Origin of the sequence: Brevundimonas nasdae (assembly GCF_019395145.1) — a bacterium.
In the GTDB taxonomy this organism is placed as follows: Bacteria; Pseudomonadota; Alphaproteobacteria; order Caulobacterales; family Caulobacteraceae; genus Brevundimonas; species Brevundimonas nasdae.
The window spans coordinates 1,767,160-1,786,231 of record NZ_CP080034.1; the positions used below are offsets into that span (position 1 = coordinate 1,767,160).

Sequence of the window (19,072 nt, forward strand, 5' to 3'; positions counted from 1 at the left end):
TCTCCATGAGCAAACGGAGCCACTGGCGGCGCCGGCGGCTCCGCCGGCTGCTCAGCTGAGGCGGACTTCCGCCGTGGTGTAGCGAAGCTCAGGAACGAGCTCGGCCCGCTTGCCGTCCTCGACTGCCCGGGTTTCTTCCCGGGCTGAGCCCAACTGAGTGACCTCCAGTCCCACACCGGCCGGGGTGTAGAACCCGCCGCCGATAAGCTCCATGTGGGTTCCCTCGTCGTATGCACGGGTTTCGCGCCGCGCGGAGCCCAGAGCGAACAGGCTCGACATTGACGTTTTCAGCATGACTTACCTCCTTCATCCAGACGGAATGTCCGGTCACAACAAGAGGGTCCTCAAACATCGTATTTTCAAACTATATTTGGAATATACTTCAAGCTGATTGTCGCATCACTTTCTCAAGAGACGCCGAAAGGGCGATCCTTTGTTCGTAATACTCGTCGAGATTTTCCGCCACAGCGTCCCACCGCCCCTCTCGCCGAAGACTTTCAAGACGCAGGACGCTGTCCAAACCGGTGTCTTGCAGCAGAACTTCGATCCGGCGGATCGGCCTGAGTTGGAGACGAATCCGGCGGTAGGCGTCGAGCACCGCACTGTTACCGCCTCTATCGGCAAGCCAATCAAACACGCCTTCGATCCGCAGTACCTCGTCTACCGGCGACTCCATGGGCGCCACCTCTTGCGGAACATCGGTCGTCGCGGACCACAGAAGGAACTGACGGTGAAGCTCGTATAACCCAGCAATATCAGCCGCCGTTGGGCTAGGCGCGAAATAACCTCGGCCCGGTCGATGCTCGATTATCCCTTCACCGGCGAGGTGGGCGAGGGCCTCGCGGACGGGCGTCGGGCTGAGGCCGAGTTCGGTGGCCAGGCTGGTGGCCACGAGCGGATGCCCCCAACCGAACCGCCCGGCTGCGGCATACCCTGCCAAGGCGGTTCGGGCCACGGCGAACTGGTCCCGCTCGCGCATCACAGGCCCCCCAGCCGCGGCGCATGGCCATTGGTTCGTCCGTTCACCACCGACGCCACCCACTCCATCGACAGATTATAAGCAGCCAAGAACCGGCCAACAGTTTTCATACGATAACCGCCTGTTCTTTGCGCACCTTGCGCAAGACTTGGGACACCGTGAGCTTCCCGTCTTTCATTTGATGCTCAACTGCCGCATTTTTCAACCACCGGGAGTAAGGCGTCGAGAATCGCGTTGACCTCCACAACCCGAGGCAGCCGAGCATATGGAAAGCGATCGTCCGCGCTCTCAAAACGAAATCCTGGCTGCGGCCCTGCGGTTGATCCGCCTGCATCGACGGATGAAACCGGCCGAGGTCGCCGACGCCATGGGCATGGCCAAGCGGTCCTACGAACACTTCGAGGCCGGGAAGGGAAAGATCAATCTCGAGCGGATCCACCGGTTCGCCGAGGCCACGGACAGTGATCCCTACGCCATCATCGACTGTATGGCGCTCGGCTCCCCCGAGTTCGCCGTTCGCTGCGCGGACAACAAGGCGATGCTCGCGCTGCGGGTTGTCACACAGGAGTTCGACGAGGACGTGGGCGATGCGATCATGGAACTCGACACGCGCTCGATCATCAACGCCTTCACGCGCACCCTGAAGGACCTTGGGATGCAGGCCGTGAGACGTGATGACGCGGCCAAGGCCTGGCTCGATGAGCGGATCGGACGGCTGGTCACGCCCTCGAAGGACGAGGACGAGTGACCGGGGTTCGTCTCACACCGTAAGTTCGCTGCGTGAACCTTGCGGTATTGCCGCAAGTTCGAAACCGGGTCTGGCTTGAGTCCCATGACCCAGTCGCTTTCCAGATCGTCCGGTGGAGGTCGTCTCGCGCTCGCCGCCCGCCTGTCTGAACGGCAGTCAGACTGTCTGCGCCTCGCCGCCCAAGGCCTACCGTCCCGCGAGATCGGACGTCGCCTCAGCCTCTCCTCCCGCACGGTCGACGACCATATCCTGCTCGCCTGCAGGACGCTGGGTGTCAGAACCCGCGTCCAGGCCGTAGCCCGGCTTGTCGGAGACGACCGCCGCGAAAGCGAGCCGCGCACCTTCGCCCCGTAGGTCTGCGGTGGCGCCCTGACGGATCGATTGGGCGCTGCCGATGGGGTCTGCTGACGGCTCTTAACGGAGCCCTGCCTTGCTCGATCTCGCCCTCGTCCTCGCCCTTTCCGCCCAGTGCGCACCCGGGGTCTCGCCGCAGACCCTGGCCGCGATCGCCCATACGGAGAGCCGCTTCAATCCCCTGGCGATCGGCGTCAATCGCGGCGCCGCCGTGCGTCAGCCCAGGACCCGCGAGGAAGCGGCACGGGTCGCGCGCCGCCTGATCGCCTCGGGCGCCAACATCGATCTCGGTCTCGCTCAGATCAACTCCGGCAATCTCGGATGGCTGCGTCTGAGTGTAGAGGACGCCTTCGACCCCTGCCGCAACCTGACCGCGGCAGGGACCGTGCTGCGCGCCGGCTTCGATCATGCATCGACGGCCTTTGACCGCCAACAGGCCCTGCGCGTGGCCCTGTCCCGATACAACACCGGTCATCCCGATCGCGGCTTTCGCAACGGCTATGTCGCGCGCGTCGAAGCGTCCGCGGCGCGCCTGGGCCTGGCCGTCTCCGCGCCGCCGCTCACCGAAGCCGCATCAGGCTCGCTCCCCGATCAGGTGGCGCCAGACCCCGTCGCGCCACCCGCCGCCTGGGACGTGTTCGCGCACGCCACCGCCAGCGCCGTCGTCCTCTTCGCCCCCGCCTCACAGACCCAGACCTGGAGCGTCAACCCGTGACCCTGTCCCCCATTCGACGCCGCCAATGCGCGGTCGGAGCGATCGCCCTGGCGACCACCCTGATGTCGGTGCAGCCCGCCTTCGCCCAGGCCAATGTCGAGGGCCTGCTGCAGAATGTCGTCGACATGCTGACCGGCAACACGGCCAGGCTGTTGGCCATCCTGGCGGTCGTCATCGTCGGCATCCTGTGGATGTTCGGCCTGTTCGATCTGCGGCGCGCCGCCATCGTCATTCTCGGCATCGTCGTGGTCTTCGGCGCCGCCGAGATCGTCGGCCTGATCACGGGCGGCGCCTGATGGCCCGGGCCGACGCCTGTCTGATCGTCGCGGGGATCGCCGGCGGGCTTGCGCTGACGCTGATGCTCGGCGTCCGGCTGATCTCGCCGGCACGCTACGCCCAGGCTCTGGGCGGTGGTCTGGTCGGTCTCGCCGTGGCGAAAGCCGCCCTGGCCCTGAGCGGGGCGGACCATGGCTGAGGAACGACTGATCGAAGAGCCCCTGTTCCTAGCCTGCACCCGGCCGGCGATGATCCTGGGCGTGCCCATGGAGGCCATGGGCGTCAACGTCATGATCTCGGGCCTGGCCTTTCTCGTCGGCGGCAGCCTGCTCTATCTGCTGATCGCGCCGGCCCTGCATCTGGTCTTTCGCGCGATCTGCAAGGTGGACCACAACGCCTTCAGGCTTCTGCTGGTCTTCGTCGACACCAAGGGCCGGTCCCGCAACGGCGCCCTGTGGGGCGGCAGCTCGGCGACACCCCTCCCCCTGGTCCGGCGTTACAGCGCAAGGGAGCTGCTCCGTGGCTGAGCTCCGTCTCTCGCCGTCGCGCCTGCGCAGGGAGGGCGACGCCCTGGCCGGCCTGCCCTATGCGCGCCACGCCTCGGACCACATCGTCACGCTCGATAGCGGGGCGCTGATGGTTGCCTTCCAACTTCAGGGCGCGGCATTCGAGACCGCCGACCCGCGCGATCTGAACGACTGGCACGTCAAGCTCAACCAGACCTGGCGCAACCTGGCTGACGATCGGTTGGCGGTCTGGCACCACATCGTCCGGCGCGAGGTCCAGCCCGAGGTCATGGGCGGGTTCCGCTCCGACTTCGCACGCGATCTGAGCCAGGCCTACGAAGCGCGGCTCGGAGGCCGGCGGCTGTTCGTCAACGAACTCTTTGTCAGCGTGGTGCTCCATCCCGGCCGTGATCCCGGCGATCGCGCTGCGGCGCTCATGCGTCGCCTGCAGACAGCCCGCCGTCAGGACACGGAGGTCGCCCCCGAACAGATCAAGCGGCTCGAGGACGCCGCGCGCGATCTTGAGCAGTATCTCGGCCGCTATGCGCCGCGCCGCCTTGGCCTGTACCAACACGGAGACATCTGGTGCTCCGAACCGATGGAGCTGGTTCGGCTCGTCCTCACCGGCCGGCCGGGACGCGTCCCCATCGTCTACGGCCATCTCGGATCCGCGGTTCATACGGTGAGGGTCATCTTCGGACGCGAAAGCCTGGAGCTTCGGGACGTCGACGCAGGCCGTTACGCCGGCGTTCTCGCCATCAAGGAATATCCGGCCTCAACCCGGCCCGGACTGTGGAACCCGCTGCTGAGCGCCCCCTTCGGGTTCGTCATGACCCAGTCCTTCGCCTTCCTGTCCAAGGCGGCCGGGCGATCGGTGATGGAGCGCAAGCAGAACCAGATGGTCTCCGCGCGTGACCGCGCCGCTTCCCAGATCGACGGCCTTTCGGACGCGCTGGACGATCTGGTCAGCAACCGGTTCGTGCTCGGCGAACACCAGGCGTCCGTCCTGGTCTACGGCGACACGCCCGCCGCCCTGGCCGACCACCTTTCGAAGGCGCGAGCGCATCTGGCTGACTCCGGCCTGGTCGTCGCCCGCGAGGACCTCGGCCTCGAGGCCGCTTTCTGGTCCCAGTTCCCTGGCGGCTTCGCGCGGCGCACGCGTCCGGCCGCGATCACCTCCCGCAACTTCGCCGCTCTCGCGCCTTTCCACGCCTATCCCGTCGGAAAGCCACAGGGCAATCACTGGGGATCGGCGGTGGCGACGCTGCGCACCACAGCCGGATCCCCTTTCTACTTCAACTTCCACGTCGGCGATCTCGGCCACACCTTCATCTGCGGCCCCTCCGGGTCGGGCAAGACGGTCGTCCAGAACTTCATGCTGGCGCAGCTGGAGCGGTTCGACGCCCAGCAGCTGTTCATCGACAAGGACCGGGGCGCCGAGATCTTCGTTCGGGCCTGCGGCGGCACCTATCTGGCTCTGCGCAACGGCGTGCCCACGGGGTTCGCGCCCTTCAAGGCGTTGGAGCCGTCACCCGCCAATCGCGCCTTCCTCAGCCGGCTCGTGCGGACCCTGGTCGCCCGACCGAACGAGACCCTGTCGGTCCCGGAAGCGCGCGCCATCGACGAAGCGGTCGCCGCGCTTGAGGCCCTCCCGCGCGAGCGACGCTCCCTTTCAGCGCTGCGCAGCCTGCTCGGTCAATCGGACGTGGGCGGCGTGGGGGCGCGGCTGGAACGCTGGGTCCGGGGCGGGCCGCTTGGCTGGGCTCTGGACGGCGACGACGACGCCTTGTCGCTCGACGCCCGCTTCGCCGGTTTCGACATGACCGATGTGCTGGACCACCCCGAGGTCCGCACGCCGATGATGCTCTACCTCTTTCACCGGATCGCCCAGCGGGTGGATGGGCGCCGGCTCGTCCTCGACATCGACGAGTTCTGGAAGGTGCTGGGCGACGCCGCCTTCACCGACCTGGCCCAGGACGGCCTCAAGACCTGGCGCAAGCAGAACGCCCTGATGGTGTTCGGCACCCAGTCCCCGGCCGACGCGCTGCGCTCGCCGATCGCCCACACCATCCTCGAACAGTGCGCGACCAAGATCTTCCTGCCGAACGCTCACGGCCAGGCCCGCGACTACGTCGAAGGCTTCGGCCTGAGCGAGGAGGAGTTCCGGCTGATCCGGGACGAGCTGACGCCGGAGTCTCACCGCTTCCTGGTCAAACAGGGTCACGACAGCGTGGTCGTGGAGCTTGATCTCAAAGGCCTCGACGAAGCGCTGGCCGTCCTGTCCGGACGATCCGAAACCGTCGCCCTTCTTGACCGGCTGAGAGCCGAGACCGGGGACGACTACGCCGACTGGCGGGGCCCCTTCCATTCCCAGAGGAGACTGACATGAGACGCTCCATCCTTTCGATCGCCGTCGCGCTGGCCGCGATGACCGCTGTTCCGGCCCACGCCCAGCAGGTTGTTTACGACCCCACGTCCTTTGCCCAGATGGTCAAGGATGCGCGCACTGCCATCGAACAGCTCGACAGCCTGAAGGCCCAGGTCCAGCAGGGCGAGGAACTCTTCGCCAGCCTCAACGACCTGTCCGACGTCAATGCGATCGCCGAGCGGCTGGGTCTGCCGGAGATCCGCAATCCGCTGCCGGACATGGCGACGCTCCGGTCGGCGGCCGACGGGAATCTGTCGGCGCTCGGCGAACTGGCGGAGCGGGCCGACGCGATCCGCCGCGAGACCCGCGTCTATACGCCTGACGCGCCGTCCGCCGCCGCCGAGGCCCTGGAGCGGTCCGGCGCGCGGACGGCCCGTGACCTGGCGATCGGCGAGACTGTCGACCGGGCGGCGACCGATCGTCTCGAAGGCCTGGAGACGCTGCGTCGCGCGCTCGACACCGCGCCGAACGCGCGGGCCGTTATGGACCTGAACGCCCGGCTCGCGGCGGAACAGGCCCTGATCCAGAACGAACAGGTCCGGCTGCAGGGCCTGGCCCTGACCCAGGCCGCCGAAGCCCGTCTTGAGGACCAGCGGGCACGGGAGCGGATCGCCGCGGAACGGTCGGCCCGTATGGACGCCTACCGTCAGGCCTTTCAATGAAGGGCGCCCTGGTCCTGCTGGGCCTGCTCGCGGGTTGCAACGAGCCAGAGGCTCACAGAGCTGAGCCGCGCCTGGATCGCGCTGCCCTCGAGGCGACTGTCGAGGACTGCGAACGCGGCGCCCGCCGGCAAGGCTGTGACGCCGCGCATGCCCGGCTCGCCCAGGCTCGCCGCGCTGACCGCATGGCCGCCTACCGGCAAGGCTTTTAGGAGGTCGCGATGTCGCTTCAGGTCTTCGAGCCGGCCTACACCTTCCTCGACGAGAGGCTGAGCGCCTTCCTCGGGGACCGGCTGGGCGCGGTGATCGCCGAGGTCGAAGGCCCGCTGCGCATCGCCCTGGTTCTCTACATCGTCCTCTATGGCTTCGCGATCTTCCGGGGCGCCATCAGCGAACCGGTCATGGATTTCGCGATCCGCGCGATCAAACTGCTGTTCATCTATGTGCTGGCCACGACCCCGGCCTATTCGGACTTCGTCACCGAGCCGCTGTTCCGCGACCTGCCGAACCTTCTGACGCGTGCCATCAGCGGCGCGGAGACGCCGAACGTCGGCGCCGCCTTTGACCAGTTCCTCGCCTACGCCGGCTATCTCGGAGAGAAGATCGGCAGCGAGGGTTCGGCCTTCGACCTGTCCCCCTACATCGTCGCCGCGGTCGTCTTCATCGTCGGCGCCCTGGCCTGCGCCCTCGGCTTCGGCGTCGTTCTCGTCGCCAAACTGGCGCTCGCCCTTCTGGTCACCCTCGGGCCCATCTTCATCGCCTGCGCCCTGTTCGACGCAACGCGGCGCTTCTTCTTCGGCTGGCTGTCCCAGGCGGTGAACTACCTGGTACTGTTCGCCCTGATCATCACCATCTTCCAGCTCGTCCTGTCGCTGGTCCGGGATCAGTGGGGCGCGATCGAGGGCGGCGACCCGATGGTCGGCGGCCTGATCTTCATCGCCCTCTGTTTGCTCGGCGCGATCTTCTTCCTGCAGACGCCCGCGATCGCGGCCGGCATCGCCGGCGGCGCCAGCGCCGGGCTCGCCGACTTCGCCAACGCCGCTTCCCTGGGATCCAGCCCCAGCGCCGTCGCGCGGGGTCCTCTCGAGGCCAGCCGTCAACCGCCGCGCGGCGGCGGATCCATCCGTCCCACAGGAGCCCGCTAATGCCCTCTTTGCGAACATCGTCCCGCGTCGTGTCGATCGCCTTGGCGGTCCAGGCCCTGTCCGCCTGCGCCACCTTCCGGACCGCCGATCCGCCGGTCTGCGACGGCCGCCATCGTCGACCCGCCAATCCTTACGGCTCGTTCCTCTCCCCGGCGGCGCCAAACGTGCTCACGCCCGCGGCAGACGCGTCTTCGTCCATCCATCCTGGCGCGGGAGGCTGCGCATGACCGGCGTCCCCTCCTCCGATCTGAAGGCCTATTTCGCAGAGGCGCGGCGATGGGATCAGGATCGGCTCAGCGCCGCCATACGCTCGCGCCGGCTGGCCTGGACCGTGGCGGCTGTGGCCGCCGGCCTCACCGTCGTCGCCGTCGCGGCGGTGGCGGTGCTGACCCCGCTCAAGACCACCGAACCCTTCGTCGTGCGGGTCGACCAGACCACCGGCGCGGTCGATGTGGTGCGGGGTCTGTCCTCGGCCGAAGGCCCGGCCACCTATGACGAGGCCGTCAGCAAGTACTTCCTCGGCCAGTACGTCCGCGCCCGAGAGGGCTATCTCGACCCCGCCGCCGAGGAAAGCTTTGCCCTGGTCTCGATCCTGTCGGGCGCGACGGAGCAACGCCGCTGGGCCGACCTCTATCGCGGCTCCAACCCGGCCAGTCCCCAGAATCTCTACGGACCCGAGGCGGAGGCCGTGATCGCGATCCGCGCCATTGGCTTCATCAACGAAGGCGTCGCCAATGTGCGCTTCCACCGCTCGGTGCGTCAGGCCCAGCAGATTGTCGAAAGCGATTGGATCGCCACCATCGCCTTCACCTATACGCGCGCGCCGATGTCGGAGCCGGATCGCCTGCGCAATCCGCTCGGGTTCCAGGTGACCTCGTACCGCGCCGATCCGGAGGTGGTCCGATGAGAAGTCAGTTGATCGTCCTGGCCGTCGGCCTTGCGCTGATGACGTCGGGACCGGCCAGGGCCGAAGAGCGCGACGCCCGGATGGTCGAGGTCGACTACGCCCCGGGCGCCGTCTACCGCATCTCCGGGGCCTTCCGCACCGCCACCCAGGTCGTGTTCGGTCCGGACGAAGCCATCCGCCATGTCGCGATCGGCGACAGCGTCAGCTGGGAGGTCGCGGCCGAGGGTTCCGTCCTCTTCCTCAAACCCCGCGAACGCCTGCAGGCGACCAATCTGCTTGTGGTGACCGAACGTGGAGGCGCGGCGCGTCACTATGCGTTCGAACTGGCGGCGCGAGACGCCCGCGATCGATCCTCCATCGCCTACCAGATCCGGTTCCGCTACCCGGCCGACCTCCAGGCCGCGACCGTGGCGTCGCTGGACGCCGCCGCCGAGGCGATCAAAGACCGCGTGATCGATCTGACGCTCGATCAGGCGGCCCTCTCCGGCCCCCGTAACCTCGCCTACAGCGTCCAGGGCGCGTCGGACTTGCAGCCCAGCGAGGTCACCGACAACGGCCGCTTCACCGTGCTGAGGTTCCCGGCTAACCAGCCCCTTCCTTCGATCTTCGCTGTGTCCGCCGAGGGCGAGGAAAGCCTGGTCCCCTTCGATGTACGCGGCGAGTTCGTGGTCGTCCACGCGGTCGTCCCGGGCCTGCGGCTGCGCCGCGGTGCTTCGGTGCTGTGCATCTTCAACGAAGCCTACGACCCGCGCGGCGTCGCCACCGGGACCGGGACGGCCTCGCCGATGGTGGATCGAAGCGTGACGCAAGGAGTCCGACCATGACCGCCTCGCCTGAACCGAAAGACGACGCCGCGGCGGAACCCCGTCCTGAAGGCCAGGGTCTGCCGCCGACGACCGACCGGGGCATATCCCCCATCGCCGGCCGTTTCGGCGGCCGCGGGTCCAAGGTCGTCACCTTGGCCGCACTGGGGCTCGGCTGCGCGGTCTTCCTCTTCGCCACTTGGGATCGTGGCGAGGGGGGTAACCAGAAGGCAGCGGCGACCGAACCGGCCCGGCAGGTCGTTCCGTTCGAACCGGCACGCCGCGACACCGAGCCGCCCCTGCTGACGGATCAGCCTCTCGATCCCGACGCACCGGTCCTGACGTCGTCTGGCGAACAGGTGCCAGCGCTCGAGACCTCGCCCTCCCCTGCATCGAACGGCCCCTCGGCAGCCGAACGGCGCCAGACCCTGATCGACGAGGCGAGGCGTTCCCCGGTCCTCGCCTACAGCCGCCAAGGCTCCGGCGTCGCACCGACCGGCATCCTGACCGCTGCGGCCGTTGCGTCTGGGCCCCCTGCGCCGATCCAGGCGCGCGTCACGCCGCTCGACGGCTTGCGCGAGACCTCGCCTATCCGTGAGGCGCGCGCCCGCCAGTTGGGGGATCGCAACCTCTTGCTGACGGCGGGAGCCTCCATCCCCTGCATCCTCCAGACGGCGATGGACAGCGCGACCCCGGGGTTCGCCAGCTGCATCCTGCCACGCGACGTCTACTCCGAGAGCGGAACCGTAGTGTTGATGGAACGCGGCACCCGGGTGCTCGGCGAATACCAGGGCGGTCTGCAGCAGGGCCGCAATCGGCTCTTCGTCCTGTGGACCCGCGCCGTCACGCCTGCGGGCGTCACCGTGGGCCTGGCGTCTCCGGCCGCCGACGCCCTCGGGCGCGCAGGTTTCGACGGCCGCGTGGACACCCATTTCTGGGACCGGTTCGGCGGCGCCCTCCTGCTGTCGCTGGTGGACGACGGTCTCTACGCCGCCGTCGGGCGGGACGACGCCGTGCGCGAGACCGCGCGCCTTCCGTCGGACGCGGCCGGCGTCGCGTTGCAGAACTCGGTCGACATCCCCGCGACCCTGCGCAAACCCCAAGGCGCCGAGGTCTCTATTTTCGTGGCCCAGGACCTGAACTTCGCCGGTGTCTATCGGCTGAGCGCAAGGTGATGGACGACACCGCTGTCCTGGAGCACTACCTCGCGCCGCTGCGACCCCTGCTCGCACCAGACGACGTGACCGAACTGGTGATCAACCGCCCCGGCGAGGTCGGGATCGAACAGGGCGGCCGGTGGCGCTGGCATGAAGAGCCGCTGCTCACCGAGGCCTGGCTCAGGACGCTTGCCGTCGCCGCCGCCGCCTTCACCAAACAGGATGTCAGCGACGCCCGGCCGATCTGCTCGACGACCCTGCCCGGCGACGAACGATGCCAGATCGTTCTTCCGCCTGCAGCCCCGGCCGGCACGGTGTCCCTCACCATCCGTAAGCCCTCGCGCCGGCAGTTCGGTCTCGACGCATTTGCGACCGGGGGATTGTTCGATGCGGTCGTCGCGGCGGATGACGCGTCTGCCGATCCGATCGACGCCGAACTCCTCGCCCTGAAAAGATCGGGAGACTGGTCAGCCTTCTTCAAACTGGCCGTGGTCTCACGGCGCAACATCCTGGTCTCGGGCGCCACCGGCTCCGGCAAGACCACCTTCGCCAAAGGTCTGGTCGAGGCCATTCCCGACCATGAGAGGCTGCTGACGATCGAAGACACGCGCGAACTGGTCGTGCCCCACCGCAACGTCGTCCACCTGACCTATTCCAAGGAAGGCCAGGGCCTCGCGCAGGTCACCGCCAAATCCCTGCTCGAAAGCGCCCTCAGGATGCGGCCCGACCGCATCCTGTTGCAGGAACTGCGCGACGGCACGGCCTTCTTCTATCTTCGCAACGTCAACTCCGGCCACCCCGGCTCGATCACGACCGTCCACGCCGACAGCGCGTCCCTGGCCTTCGAGCAACTGACGCTGCTGGTCCGAGAATCCGAGGGGGGCCGCGATCTGCCGCGGGAAGACATTCGGGCCCTGCTGCTCCTGCTCGTCGATATCGTCGTCCAGATGCGCAAGACCGATGGCCGGTTCGGGGTGACGGAGGTCTGGCATGACCCGGTTCGAAAACGCCAGCCCGGCGGCTAGGCTCGCCCTCGCGCTGGCAGGCCTGGCCTGTCTCGCGGCGCTGGGATCGATCGGCGCCGTCCTGATCGCCTTGGCTGGATTGAACCGGCTGTCGCCCGATATCGACCTCACCCGCGTGCCGGCCTGGCTCTGGTACTACCGCCACGACCCTGATCTCCAACGCTGGCTTGGTATCGGGTCCCTGATCAGCGCCTTGCTTGTCGGGATCACAGGTGTCGCGGTGGCGCTGAGCCGGAAGCGCCCCCTGCACGGCGGAGCGCGCTGGGCCTCGAGCGCTGATCAGGCGGCGGCGAGTCTAAGGGCCCGCGAGGGTATTCTCCTCGGCCGCACCGCAACCGGCCTGCTCATCTCGGGCGGTGCCGACCACGTCATGCTCTACGCACCGACCAGAACGGGCAAGGGCGTGGGCGTCGTCATCCCCAATCTGCTGACCTGGCCCGGTTCGGTCGTCGTCTTGGATATCAAGCGCGAAAACTATGAGGCGACAGCGGGGTTCAGGGCTGCAGCGGGCCAACGTGTCCTGCTGTTCGATCCGCTGGCGCTCGACGGGCGCACCACGCGCTTCAACCCTCTCGGCCACATCGACCGCACGAATACCATCTCCGTCCTGGATGAACTCCAGCGGATGAGCGTGATGCTTTTTCCCGGCCACGACCATGCCGATCCCTTCTGGTCCGAAGCGGCCCGAACAGGCTTCATCGGGATCGGCGCCTATGTTGCTGAAACGCCTGATCTGCCGTTCTCACTCGGCGAGATCTTCCGCCAGCTGACCCGTAACGATGCCCGCACCCGCTTGCCGGACATTATCAAGGCGCGGGGCCAGACCGACGCGCCCCTGTCTGCGGGCTGTATCTCCGCCCTCTCAGACTTCTGCGGCTCGAGTGAGAACACCTTCGCCTCAATCCGCCAGACAATCACCAGCCGAATGGGCCTGTGGCTTAATCCGACGGTCGATGCGGCGACGGCTGCAAGCGATTTCGATCTGCGCGACCTTCGCCGGGGCCGCCTGTCGCTCTACCTCGGCGCCTCGCCAGACAACATGCTACGGATCGCACCGCTATACAGCCTGCTCTTTCAACTGTTGGTCGATCTCAACTCCCGCCGCCTCTTCGCCACAGGTGATCAACCGGTCCTCGTCCTTCTGGACGAGTTCGCCCGGCTTGGTCGGGCGCCAGTTCTGGCCCACGCCTTCTCCTATCTCGCAGGCTACGGGTTCCGGTTGCTCCCTGTCATTCAGAGCCCGTCTCAGCTCCGGGCGCTCTACGGTCCCGAACCTGTCTGGCCTGGGCGCTTGATCGATACGACCATGTCGAGACCATCGGGTTTGACTACGGTCAGCGCCACCGCGCCGAACTGAGCGTGCGCCAGACAGTCATGCAGGGGCTTCAAGCCTTTCCCGCGTGGGCCGGAAAGCTGGGTGAAGATCGCGTCCTCGACCTCGGCATATTGGGCCAGATCAGCGAGACCGCGCTGACGCAGGACATGGAAATCCAGACAATGGCGTCGGGGCTACCCAACACCTTTATACCTGGGCGCAACCTCCTCTTTCTCACCTTCGCCGCGACTGTCGCCTATCGTCGGGGCCTCAAGCATATCGTGACGGGCGTCTGTGAGACCGATTACTCCGGCTACCCCGACTGCCGGGACGACACGATCAAGGCGCTTCAGGTCGCGCTCAACCTGGGTATGGAGACGCGGCTGGTCCTCGAGACGCCATTGATGTGGATTGATAAGGCTCAGACCTGGGCTCTGGCCGACCGCTTGGGCGGCCGAGACCTCGTCGAGTTGATTCGGTCCGAAACCCTGACCTGCTACAAGGGCGCGACCGAAACCCTGAATCCCTGGGGGCGTGGCTGCGGGGAGTGCCCCGCCTGCGATCTGCGCCGAAGCGGCTTTGACCGATGGCGGAAGACCTCCGCCTGATTCATCCAACGGTCTTTACTTGGCATGAATTGCCAACGCTGGGTTGCTGCGCTTTGATGCCCCCCAGGGGGAGTTTGAGTGCAGGGTCAGCAGTTCGAGGTCGCGAACCGGCTCATGGGTCGCGAGCGCTTCTCCTTTCGACGCCACGATGGCGTTTGCCTGGGTCGGAGCGTGCCCAATGGCTGATGCCTGGCTTCAGGAGACCCTTGAGACGACGAAAACGCGCTACTTGGCTGCGAGAACGCCTGCGGATCGCATGGTCTTGCTGCGGGAACTGGCGCGCTTGAGTGGCGGCCGAGCTCTGCCCCCCGCTCAGCTTATGCCGTCCGAGACGGAGACATTGGCCCGGTTCGGTCTTGCAGCCACAGCTGATGGCGCAATCCGAATTGTCGATGAAGACCTTTCGGACATCGCGCCCGGCTTGGACGCCGCTCTCAGGATCGATGCTTCGCCCCGGGGCGGTGTTTCGCCGGCTCCCTCGGACGCCGTCCTGCTGCGCTTGACGCCTCACGATCGTTATCGGAGCCGGGCTCAGAAGTCCGCTATTCAAACAGCGCTGACGGCCCCCGACGGAAGCTCCCTGATGGTTTCGATGCCGACGGGGGCCGGCAAGAGTCTTCTGTTCCAAGCTCCGGTCCTCTTGTGGCGGGAGAGCGTTCCCGGAGCCTGCGCCGTGGTCATCGTGCCGACCATCGCGCTGGCGGAAGATCATGAACGCACTTTGCGGGGCATGCCTGGCCTGGAGGCCAGTCGGGCGATGAGCGGATCGACGCCCCTGGCGCAGCGCGAGGAAATCCTCGCGAACTTCCGCAATGGCGACATTCCGATCCTCTTGCTGTCGCCTGAAGCCGCCTTCGGCGCCGCCCGGCCCGATCTCCTGCAAACTGCGTGCGCCCTTTCCGCGCCGGAGAAGTATGGCCAGAGAGGTCTCCTCTCGGCCGTATTCGTCGACGAAGCTCATATCATCGAGAGTTGGGGCCGAAGTTTTCGCCCGGACTTCCAACGACTTCCCGCGTTCATCGGCGAGTTGCGCACGCGCAATCCAGCTCTGCGCACCGTTCTCCTCTCGGCGACCCTAACTCCCGCCTCCCAATCCGTTCTGCGCGCCGACTACGGCTCGGGACCCTGGGGCGAGATCCATGCGCGCACGCCACGCTATCAGTTCGATCTTTCCGCAGCGGATTTCAGTGATCAATCGGAGCGGGACGCGGCCCTGTATCGCTTGATTGACCGGGCGCCGCGACCCGCCGTTGTCTACACAACGCGGGTCGAGGACGCCGACAGGCTCCACGACCGCCTGACGCAGGAAGGCGGGTACGAGCGCGTCGCGCTGTTCACGGGTGCGATATCCGATGCAAAGGCTCGCCGCGAGATCGTCGAACGCTGGGCGGCCGGCGACCTTGATCTTGTGATCGCCACCTCCGCTTTTGGCCTGGGCGTCGACAAGGCCGACGTTCGAACGGTCATCCACGCCTGCCTCCCTGAAAGCGCAGCGCGTTGGTATCAAGAGGTGGGGCGAGCGGCGCGCGATGGCTACCAGGGCCTGGGCGTCACCCTCTGGACCCGAAAAATGGACCGGGCAGGACCCCGGGGCCGCTCAGTCGACGAGGTCGGCCGCTACGAGTCGGACGAAGACGATGCCGCGTCGATGGCGGGAAATGGCTGGTTGTCGGCCGAACTCGCTGAAGCGCGATGGATCGCCCTGCTGAAGGGCGCCATCAGCGACGGCAGGGATTCGCACGGCGCATTGCGCCTCGTTCTCCCGCTCGACGCCGCACGGGACGGTCTGGATCCGCGCTACACTGGTGAGCGGAACCGCGGCTGGAACCGCAGCTTGCTGAACCTCATGCAACGCCAGAGCGTGCTGACCATCGAAGCCGAGGCCCCGCGCGAGGACGAGACGCCCAAGCATTGGCGCGCAACGATCCTGCGGGATGAAGTGCTGAACCCTCAAGATGCATCGGCTTGGTCACAGGCCTGGGCGCGGATTTTCGCGGGTCGCGACCAGGAAGCGAGCCGCGCCCGCGCCGAGCTACGGGCCTTCGTGACGGCGATGCAGCGACAGGATCGCGACTGCCTTCTTCGGTCCGCCTACCGTCTCATTGAACCTGACGCTGCGCCGGTTGCATGCGGTCGCTGCGAAGCCTGCCGGCGACAGGGCGTTTCGCCTCCAGGCGGCTTGCGTTCAGATGTTGCGCGCTTCGCCTGGCCGCCCGCCGAGACGCTGCGTCCGATCCTCCCACGAGGGGTGATCCTGGTCGCGCCTGAGGGGTCACAGGACCGCCTCATCGGCCGCCTGGCCCGCGTCGGGATCGAGCAGATCGTGGCGCCTGAGGCTGAGGCGCCAGATATCGCCGCGGCCTTGGCGGCCCATCCGGTTCAATATGGTTTCGTTCAGCCCGCCGAGGACTGGCTGCGACGTGACGGCGTGCTTCCAGATCTCCCGACCGCCTTCCTGCCGCCGGCCCTGTCAACACTCGGTCCATGGGTCCGGGAGCTTGAGCGTTTGGCAAACGCTCGCCCCCACCAACATCTGATCCTGGTTGCAGATCCGGCCTCGCGGGTTGACGGTCGGGCGCTCCACCAGATCGCCTCTCAACACGCACCCTACGACGAAGCCATCCTCGACGAGTTTTTCGTCGCCTTCCAAGGAACGGGCATATGAGCCTTCTAAGCAGCACCCAAGGTACGCCGGAGCGAGTTTGGTCCGCGATCGGGATTGTTGCGGCCGAAGGCGGACGGATCGGTCGCGACGATCTCTGGACGTGGTTGAACCCCGCCTTCGTCACCGATGGTGTTGCGCGTCCCATCGGCGGTGAAGCCGAGCGCCAGGTGATCGGCGCCGCGTCCAGCCTCGACTTCCTCAAGCCCGAAGCGACCGACTATGTCCTCGCCGCGCCACCCCTCGCTGACTATGAGGCCTATGCTGACGAGGTGCATGATCGCCTCTGCCAAACTTCCTCAGACCATCCTGACCATGTCATGCTCGAGACCTTCGCCTGGCTTGGTCTCAAGGCGGAAAGTTCCGGCACGGACTGGGCGGCCGCAGGTGACTTTGCAGACCGGGTTGAAGCGGACCTCGGGAACGCTGAAACCGGAGACGCCAGACGGTTCAATGACACCAAACAAACCGCTTGGAGACGCTGGATGGGCTTTCTGGGCCTGGCCGTTCAACTGCCCGTGCGGTTGAGCTTCCACCCTGACGTAACACGTCGGGTCGATATCGAACTGCGTCGCGCCGCGCTCCCCACCGGCGTCCCCCTGCCCGTTGAGACCGTCCTGCAGACTTTGGCGCAGCGCATGCCCTATCTGGATCGCGGCGCACTGCGTGCGCGGGTCACACATTCTGTCCGCCTCGGGGTCAGCACTGATGGCCAGTCGCGCGAGATCGCCGCACTGAGCCGTGGGGAGCGGACCCGGTTCGTGGCGCGTTATCTCTCCGCTGTTCGGACCGGGGTCGAAGGCTTGGTCGCCTGGCGGTCCGCCTATCGCGACAACGCCTCATTGGAGCTGCCAAATCCTTGCCAGATGTGCGCTCGGGTCGAGCCTTGTTTCAGCGCCTTTGGACAGACCGATGGCATCGGCCTGTATCCATTCACGCCGGAGGCGGTGGATGGCTTCTATGAGGCTCTCAAGAGCGACGACGACGGCCAGACCCACAAGACGCCCCGAGGGGTGCTTCAGGGCGTTCTCAATCCCACATTGCTCAATCCGGAGAGGCTCAATACGGGCGCATATCCCGGGCCCGAGATCGAGTCGCGCTACCTCGAGCCCCCATTTCTGGACAGCTCGATGCGGACCCTCGTTCACAACAGCACCTCAGATCCTGCGGTCGAAGCCCGCCTCAGCCGAGTGCTACGGTATTGGGGCGACCTTCGTCCGCGCAAGACAGTCGACGACGGCGTCGAGCGTTTCGCGGGCGTTCAGCGCAGCGTTCTTGAAGAGTTCAACCTGCCGTGGATTGGCGATGGTCAGTCGGTGTCTCCGCCTGAGCCGACACCCGCGCCGGTTCGGCTGACGACGCCTGAGCCGGAGATCCAGCCGTTTGATCGACCCACAGAGCCGACGGGGCCCGCGACGGCTCCGCGCGTTCGTCCACCAACACCGCAACCGCGTGCAACGGATCAGCCGAGGCAAGCAACGCGCCAGGAGCTCCAGAAGCTTCTGATGCAACTGGAAACGCTCCGCACGAACGGGGTCGTACCCAACGTGAGTGATTGGAACGGCGCCGTCCACGCGGTGGTCCGCGAGATTGATCCGCGTCGACTGGGCGCGGATCGCCGCACCTTCGAGCAGGTCTTCACGGCATCAAATATCAAGATCGCCGGCACGGGGCAGACGACGAACACCCATTTCGTCATACCGCGAGATCCCTGGCTTATCGAAGGCCTGGAAGCCTACGCCCGCTTGCGTGTCGACGATGAGTTGACCGGCGAGCAAACCGAGTTTCACAGAAGGCGACTGGCTCGCTTCAGCCGCCGCCTTGAGCAACGGGCACGCACGCATCTGGATCGACTTTTGCCTCTAACGACGGATGGCGGCCGATGGTCACCGGTCGCTGCGGCGACCCAGGCGCTGGCTGTCCGCGCCTGGTTGCGTGGCGCGACTTCACCCACGGAGACAAGCGCTGACCAGTGGATCGCACTCCTGAGCGACGAAGGTGACCCCACGACCGCGCCCAGCCAGCGCACCCAACCTTGGCAGGACGCCTTGACCGGGGGCGACAAGCGACATCTGGATGTGCGGCAGGCGCTACGACGCATGATCAGCCTTCCTCAGGGGACCGCGACCACCTTCGGCCTCGCTGACGCCAGCACGGCCGCTCACGCGCTTGCCCATGTCCGCAACACCTTGAGCTTCTCGCCGGGCGTTGAGCCTTCGACGCCTGACCTGCCCTTTGACTGGCGTGATATCCGTCCGATGTCGGACCGAATGGCGCAACACCTGCCCCGCATCGTTCGAGGCGAAACCGAGATTTTGAAGGATCGTGTCAACCGGCTGCTTGGGATGCTTCGCGGCAAGGCGCCACGCGACCATAACGAACGACTGGTGACGCTGATCGATCAGGTCTCTCACGACATGATCGGCAGGGCGACGACGGAGATCAAGGCTTGGGAGGACGAGCGGAGACGCCAGGCCCGCATTCTGGAAACTGAGCAGCACAACAGGCTGATCGAGTTGCTCTGGCGGCTGTCGCCAGAGAGCGGCACGACGCTGCCGACCGGCCCCGAGAGCCTCGCCTGGCTGATTTCGGCGCCTGCCGGCGAACTGTCAGGCGCGCTTGATCTGTTCAACCGGGGCGAGGCGGCCGTCGCCGCCCTCCTGCCCCATGTGCGCGATCTCGTGGACGCCGCCAGCAAGACAGTGAACATCGATGATATTCATGCGGCAGGGCGAACGCTGGCTGAGGCGGCCGAACGCGCCCGCGCACGGTTGGAGGACTGAAA

18 protein-coding genes and 1 pseudogene are annotated in these 19,072 nt (G+C 66.6%); 17 read left to right on the top strand and 2 right to left on the bottom strand.

Annotated features, from left to right (window positions below; genetic code table 11):
* Nucleotides 1–51: 51 nt before the first annotated feature.
* On the bottom strand, nt 52–294 hold the full coding sequence (locus KWG56_RS08610) for a hypothetical protein (RefSeq protein ID WP_219354444.1): 243 nt from the start codon (nt 292–294) through the stop codon (nt 52–54).
* 88 nt (nt 295–382) lie between these two features.
* On the bottom strand, nt 383–979 hold the full coding sequence (locus tag KWG56_RS08615) for a GntR family transcriptional regulator (RefSeq protein ID WP_219354445.1): 597 nt from the start codon (nt 977–979) through the stop codon (nt 383–385).
* A gap of 265 nt (nt 980–1,244) precedes the next feature.
* Between KWG56_RS08615 and KWG56_RS08620 the strand changes: the two genes are divergently transcribed.
* The 17 genes and pseudogenes from KWG56_RS08620 to KWG56_RS08700 all read left to right on the top strand — a co-directional run bounded on the left by KWG56_RS08620 (nt 1,245) and on the right by KWG56_RS08700 (nt 19,070).
* On the top strand, nt 1,245–1,727 hold the full coding sequence (locus KWG56_RS08620) for a helix-turn-helix domain-containing protein (protein WP_114816366.1): 483 nt from the start codon (nt 1,245–1,247) through the stop codon (nt 1,725–1,727).
* An 84-nt stretch (nt 1,728–1,811) separates the two neighbouring features.
* Complete coding sequence (locus tag KWG56_RS19060; protein WP_219354447.1) at nt 1,812–2,081, top strand: helix-turn-helix domain-containing protein; 270 nt, start codon at nt 1,812–1,814, stop codon at nt 2,079–2,081.
* Between the two features lie 76 nt (nt 2,082–2,157).
* Nucleotides 2,158–2,796, top strand: a complete 639-nt coding sequence (locus KWG56_RS08630) for a lytic transglycosylase domain-containing protein (RefSeq protein WP_219354448.1) — start codon at nt 2,158–2,160, stop codon at nt 2,794–2,796.
* Nucleotides 2,793–3,092, top strand: a complete 300-nt coding sequence (locus KWG56_RS08635) for a TrbC/VirB2 family type IV secretion system protein (RefSeq protein ID WP_114816369.1) — start codon at nt 2,793–2,795, stop codon at nt 3,090–3,092. The genes KWG56_RS08630 and KWG56_RS08635 overlap by 4 nt, the downstream gene beginning before the upstream one ends.
* Nucleotides 3,092–3,271, top strand: a complete 180-nt coding sequence (locus tag KWG56_RS08640; protein ID WP_114816370.1) for a hypothetical protein — start codon at nt 3,092–3,094, stop codon at nt 3,269–3,271. Before KWG56_RS08635 ends, KWG56_RS08640 begins: the two co-directional genes overlap by 1 nt.
* Nucleotides 3,264–3,599, top strand: a complete 336-nt coding sequence (locus tag KWG56_RS08645) for a VirB3 family type IV secretion system protein (RefSeq protein WP_114816371.1) — start codon at nt 3,264–3,266, stop codon at nt 3,597–3,599. Before KWG56_RS08640 ends, KWG56_RS08645 begins: the two co-directional genes overlap by 8 nt.
* Nucleotides 3,592–5,967, top strand: a complete 2,376-nt coding sequence (locus KWG56_RS08650) for a VirB4 family type IV secretion/conjugal transfer ATPase (RefSeq protein ID WP_219354449.1) — start codon at nt 3,592–3,594, stop codon at nt 5,965–5,967. The genes KWG56_RS08645 and KWG56_RS08650 overlap by 8 nt, the downstream gene beginning before the upstream one ends.
* Nucleotides 5,964–6,668 carry a TrbJ/VirB5 family protein gene (locus tag KWG56_RS08655; protein WP_219354450.1) on the top strand — a complete coding sequence of 235 codons (705 nt, stop codon included), beginning with the start codon at nt 5,964–5,966 and terminating at the stop codon, nt 6,666–6,668. The genes KWG56_RS08650 and KWG56_RS08655 overlap by 4 nt, the downstream gene beginning before the upstream one ends.
* 218 nt (nt 6,669–6,886) lie before the next feature.
* Nucleotides 6,887–7,810 (top strand): TrbL/VirB6 family protein, encoded by a 924-nt coding sequence (locus KWG56_RS08660; protein WP_244999707.1) that lies wholly within the window; start codon nt 6,887–6,889, stop codon nt 7,808–7,810.
* Nucleotides 7,811–8,033: 223 nt separating this feature from the next.
* Nucleotides 8,034–8,717, top strand: a complete 684-nt coding sequence (locus KWG56_RS08665) for a VirB8 family type IV secretion system protein (protein ID WP_219354451.1) — start codon at nt 8,034–8,036, stop codon at nt 8,715–8,717.
* Complete coding sequence (locus KWG56_RS08670) at nt 8,714–9,541, top strand: TrbG/VirB9 family P-type conjugative transfer protein (protein WP_219354452.1); 828 nt, start codon at nt 8,714–8,716, stop codon at nt 9,539–9,541. Before KWG56_RS08665 ends, KWG56_RS08670 begins: the two co-directional genes overlap by 4 nt.
* Nucleotides 9,538–10,695, top strand: coding sequence for a type IV secretion system protein VirB10 (gene virB10, locus KWG56_RS08675; RefSeq protein WP_219354453.1), 1,158 nt, complete (start codon nt 9,538–9,540; stop codon nt 10,693–10,695). The genes KWG56_RS08670 and virB10 overlap by 4 nt, the downstream gene beginning before the upstream one ends.
* Nucleotides 10,695–11,702: a P-type DNA transfer ATPase VirB11 gene (virB11, locus tag KWG56_RS08680; protein ID WP_219354454.1), complete on the top strand. Its 1,008-nt coding sequence runs from the start codon at nt 10,695–10,697 to the stop codon at nt 11,700–11,702. Before virB10 ends, virB11 begins: the two co-directional genes overlap by 1 nt.
* A complete protein-coding gene (locus KWG56_RS08685) occupies nt 11,668–13,059 on the top strand; it encodes a type IV secretory system conjugative DNA transfer family protein (RefSeq protein WP_219354455.1) in 1,392 nt (463 codons plus the stop codon). Before virB11 ends, KWG56_RS08685 begins: the two co-directional genes overlap by 35 nt.
* A pseudogene (gene queC / locus KWG56_RS08690) lies at nt 12,957–13,625 on the top strand (7-cyano-7-deazaguanine synthase QueC); the annotation flags it as partial. The gene KWG56_RS08685 and the pseudogene queC, both read left to right, overlap by 103 nt.
* A 178-nt stretch (nt 13,626–13,803) precedes the next feature.
* Nucleotides 13,804–16,290, top strand: coding sequence for a DEAD/DEAH box helicase (locus tag KWG56_RS08695; protein WP_219354456.1), 2,487 nt, complete (start codon nt 13,804–13,806; stop codon nt 16,288–16,290).
* Nucleotides 16,287–19,070 carry a hypothetical protein gene (locus tag KWG56_RS08700; RefSeq protein WP_219354457.1) on the top strand — a complete coding sequence of 928 codons (2,784 nt, stop codon included), beginning with the start codon at nt 16,287–16,289 and terminating at the stop codon, nt 19,068–19,070. The genes KWG56_RS08695 and KWG56_RS08700 overlap by 4 nt, the downstream gene beginning before the upstream one ends.
* Nucleotides 19,071–19,072: the final 2 nt, after the last annotated feature.

What these genes read in the sequence shown, in the direction of transcription:
- KWG56_RS08610 (WP_219354444.1), bottom strand. Translation starts at nt 294, where the DNA reads ATGCTGAAAACGTCAATGTCGAGCCTGTTCGCTCTGGGCTCCGCGCGG.
- KWG56_RS08615 (WP_219354445.1), bottom strand. Translation starts at nt 979, where the DNA reads ATGCGCGAGCGGGACCAGTTCGCCGTGGCCCGAACCGCCTTGGCAGGG.
- KWG56_RS08620 (WP_114816366.1), top strand. Translation starts at nt 1,245, where the DNA reads ATGGAAAGCGATCGTCCGCGCTCTCAAAACGAAATCCTGGCTGCGGCC.
- KWG56_RS19060 (WP_219354447.1), top strand. Translation starts at nt 1,812, where the DNA reads ATGACCCAGTCGCTTTCCAGATCGTCCGGTGGAGGTCGTCTCGCGCTC.
- KWG56_RS08640 (WP_114816370.1), top strand. Translation starts at nt 3,092, where the DNA reads ATGGCCCGGGCCGACGCCTGTCTGATCGTCGCGGGGATCGCCGGCGGG.
- KWG56_RS08645 (WP_114816371.1), top strand. Translation starts at nt 3,264, where the DNA reads ATGGCTGAGGAACGACTGATCGAAGAGCCCCTGTTCCTAGCCTGCACC.
- KWG56_RS08655 (WP_219354450.1), top strand. Translation starts at nt 5,964, where the DNA reads ATGAGACGCTCCATCCTTTCGATCGCCGTCGCGCTGGCCGCGATGACC.
- KWG56_RS08660 (WP_244999707.1), top strand. Translation starts at nt 6,887, where the DNA reads ATGTCGCTTCAGGTCTTCGAGCCGGCCTACACCTTCCTCGACGAGAGG.
- KWG56_RS08665 (WP_219354451.1), top strand. Translation starts at nt 8,034, where the DNA reads ATGACCGGCGTCCCCTCCTCCGATCTGAAGGCCTATTTCGCAGAGGCG.
- KWG56_RS08670 (WP_219354452.1), top strand. Translation starts at nt 8,714, where the DNA reads ATGAGAAGTCAGTTGATCGTCCTGGCCGTCGGCCTTGCGCTGATGACG.
- virB10 (WP_219354453.1), top strand. Translation starts at nt 9,538, where the DNA reads ATGACCGCCTCGCCTGAACCGAAAGACGACGCCGCGGCGGAACCCCGT.
- virB11 (WP_219354454.1), top strand. Translation starts at nt 10,695, where the DNA reads ATGGACGACACCGCTGTCCTGGAGCACTACCTCGCGCCGCTGCGACCC.
- KWG56_RS08685 (WP_219354455.1), top strand. Translation starts at nt 11,668, where the DNA reads ATGACCCGGTTCGAAAACGCCAGCCCGGCGGCTAGGCTCGCCCTCGCG.
- KWG56_RS08695 (WP_219354456.1), top strand. Translation starts at nt 13,804, where the DNA reads ATGGCTGATGCCTGGCTTCAGGAGACCCTTGAGACGACGAAAACGCGC.
- KWG56_RS08700 (WP_219354457.1), top strand. Translation starts at nt 16,287, where the DNA reads ATGAGCCTTCTAAGCAGCACCCAAGGTACGCCGGAGCGAGTTTGGTCC.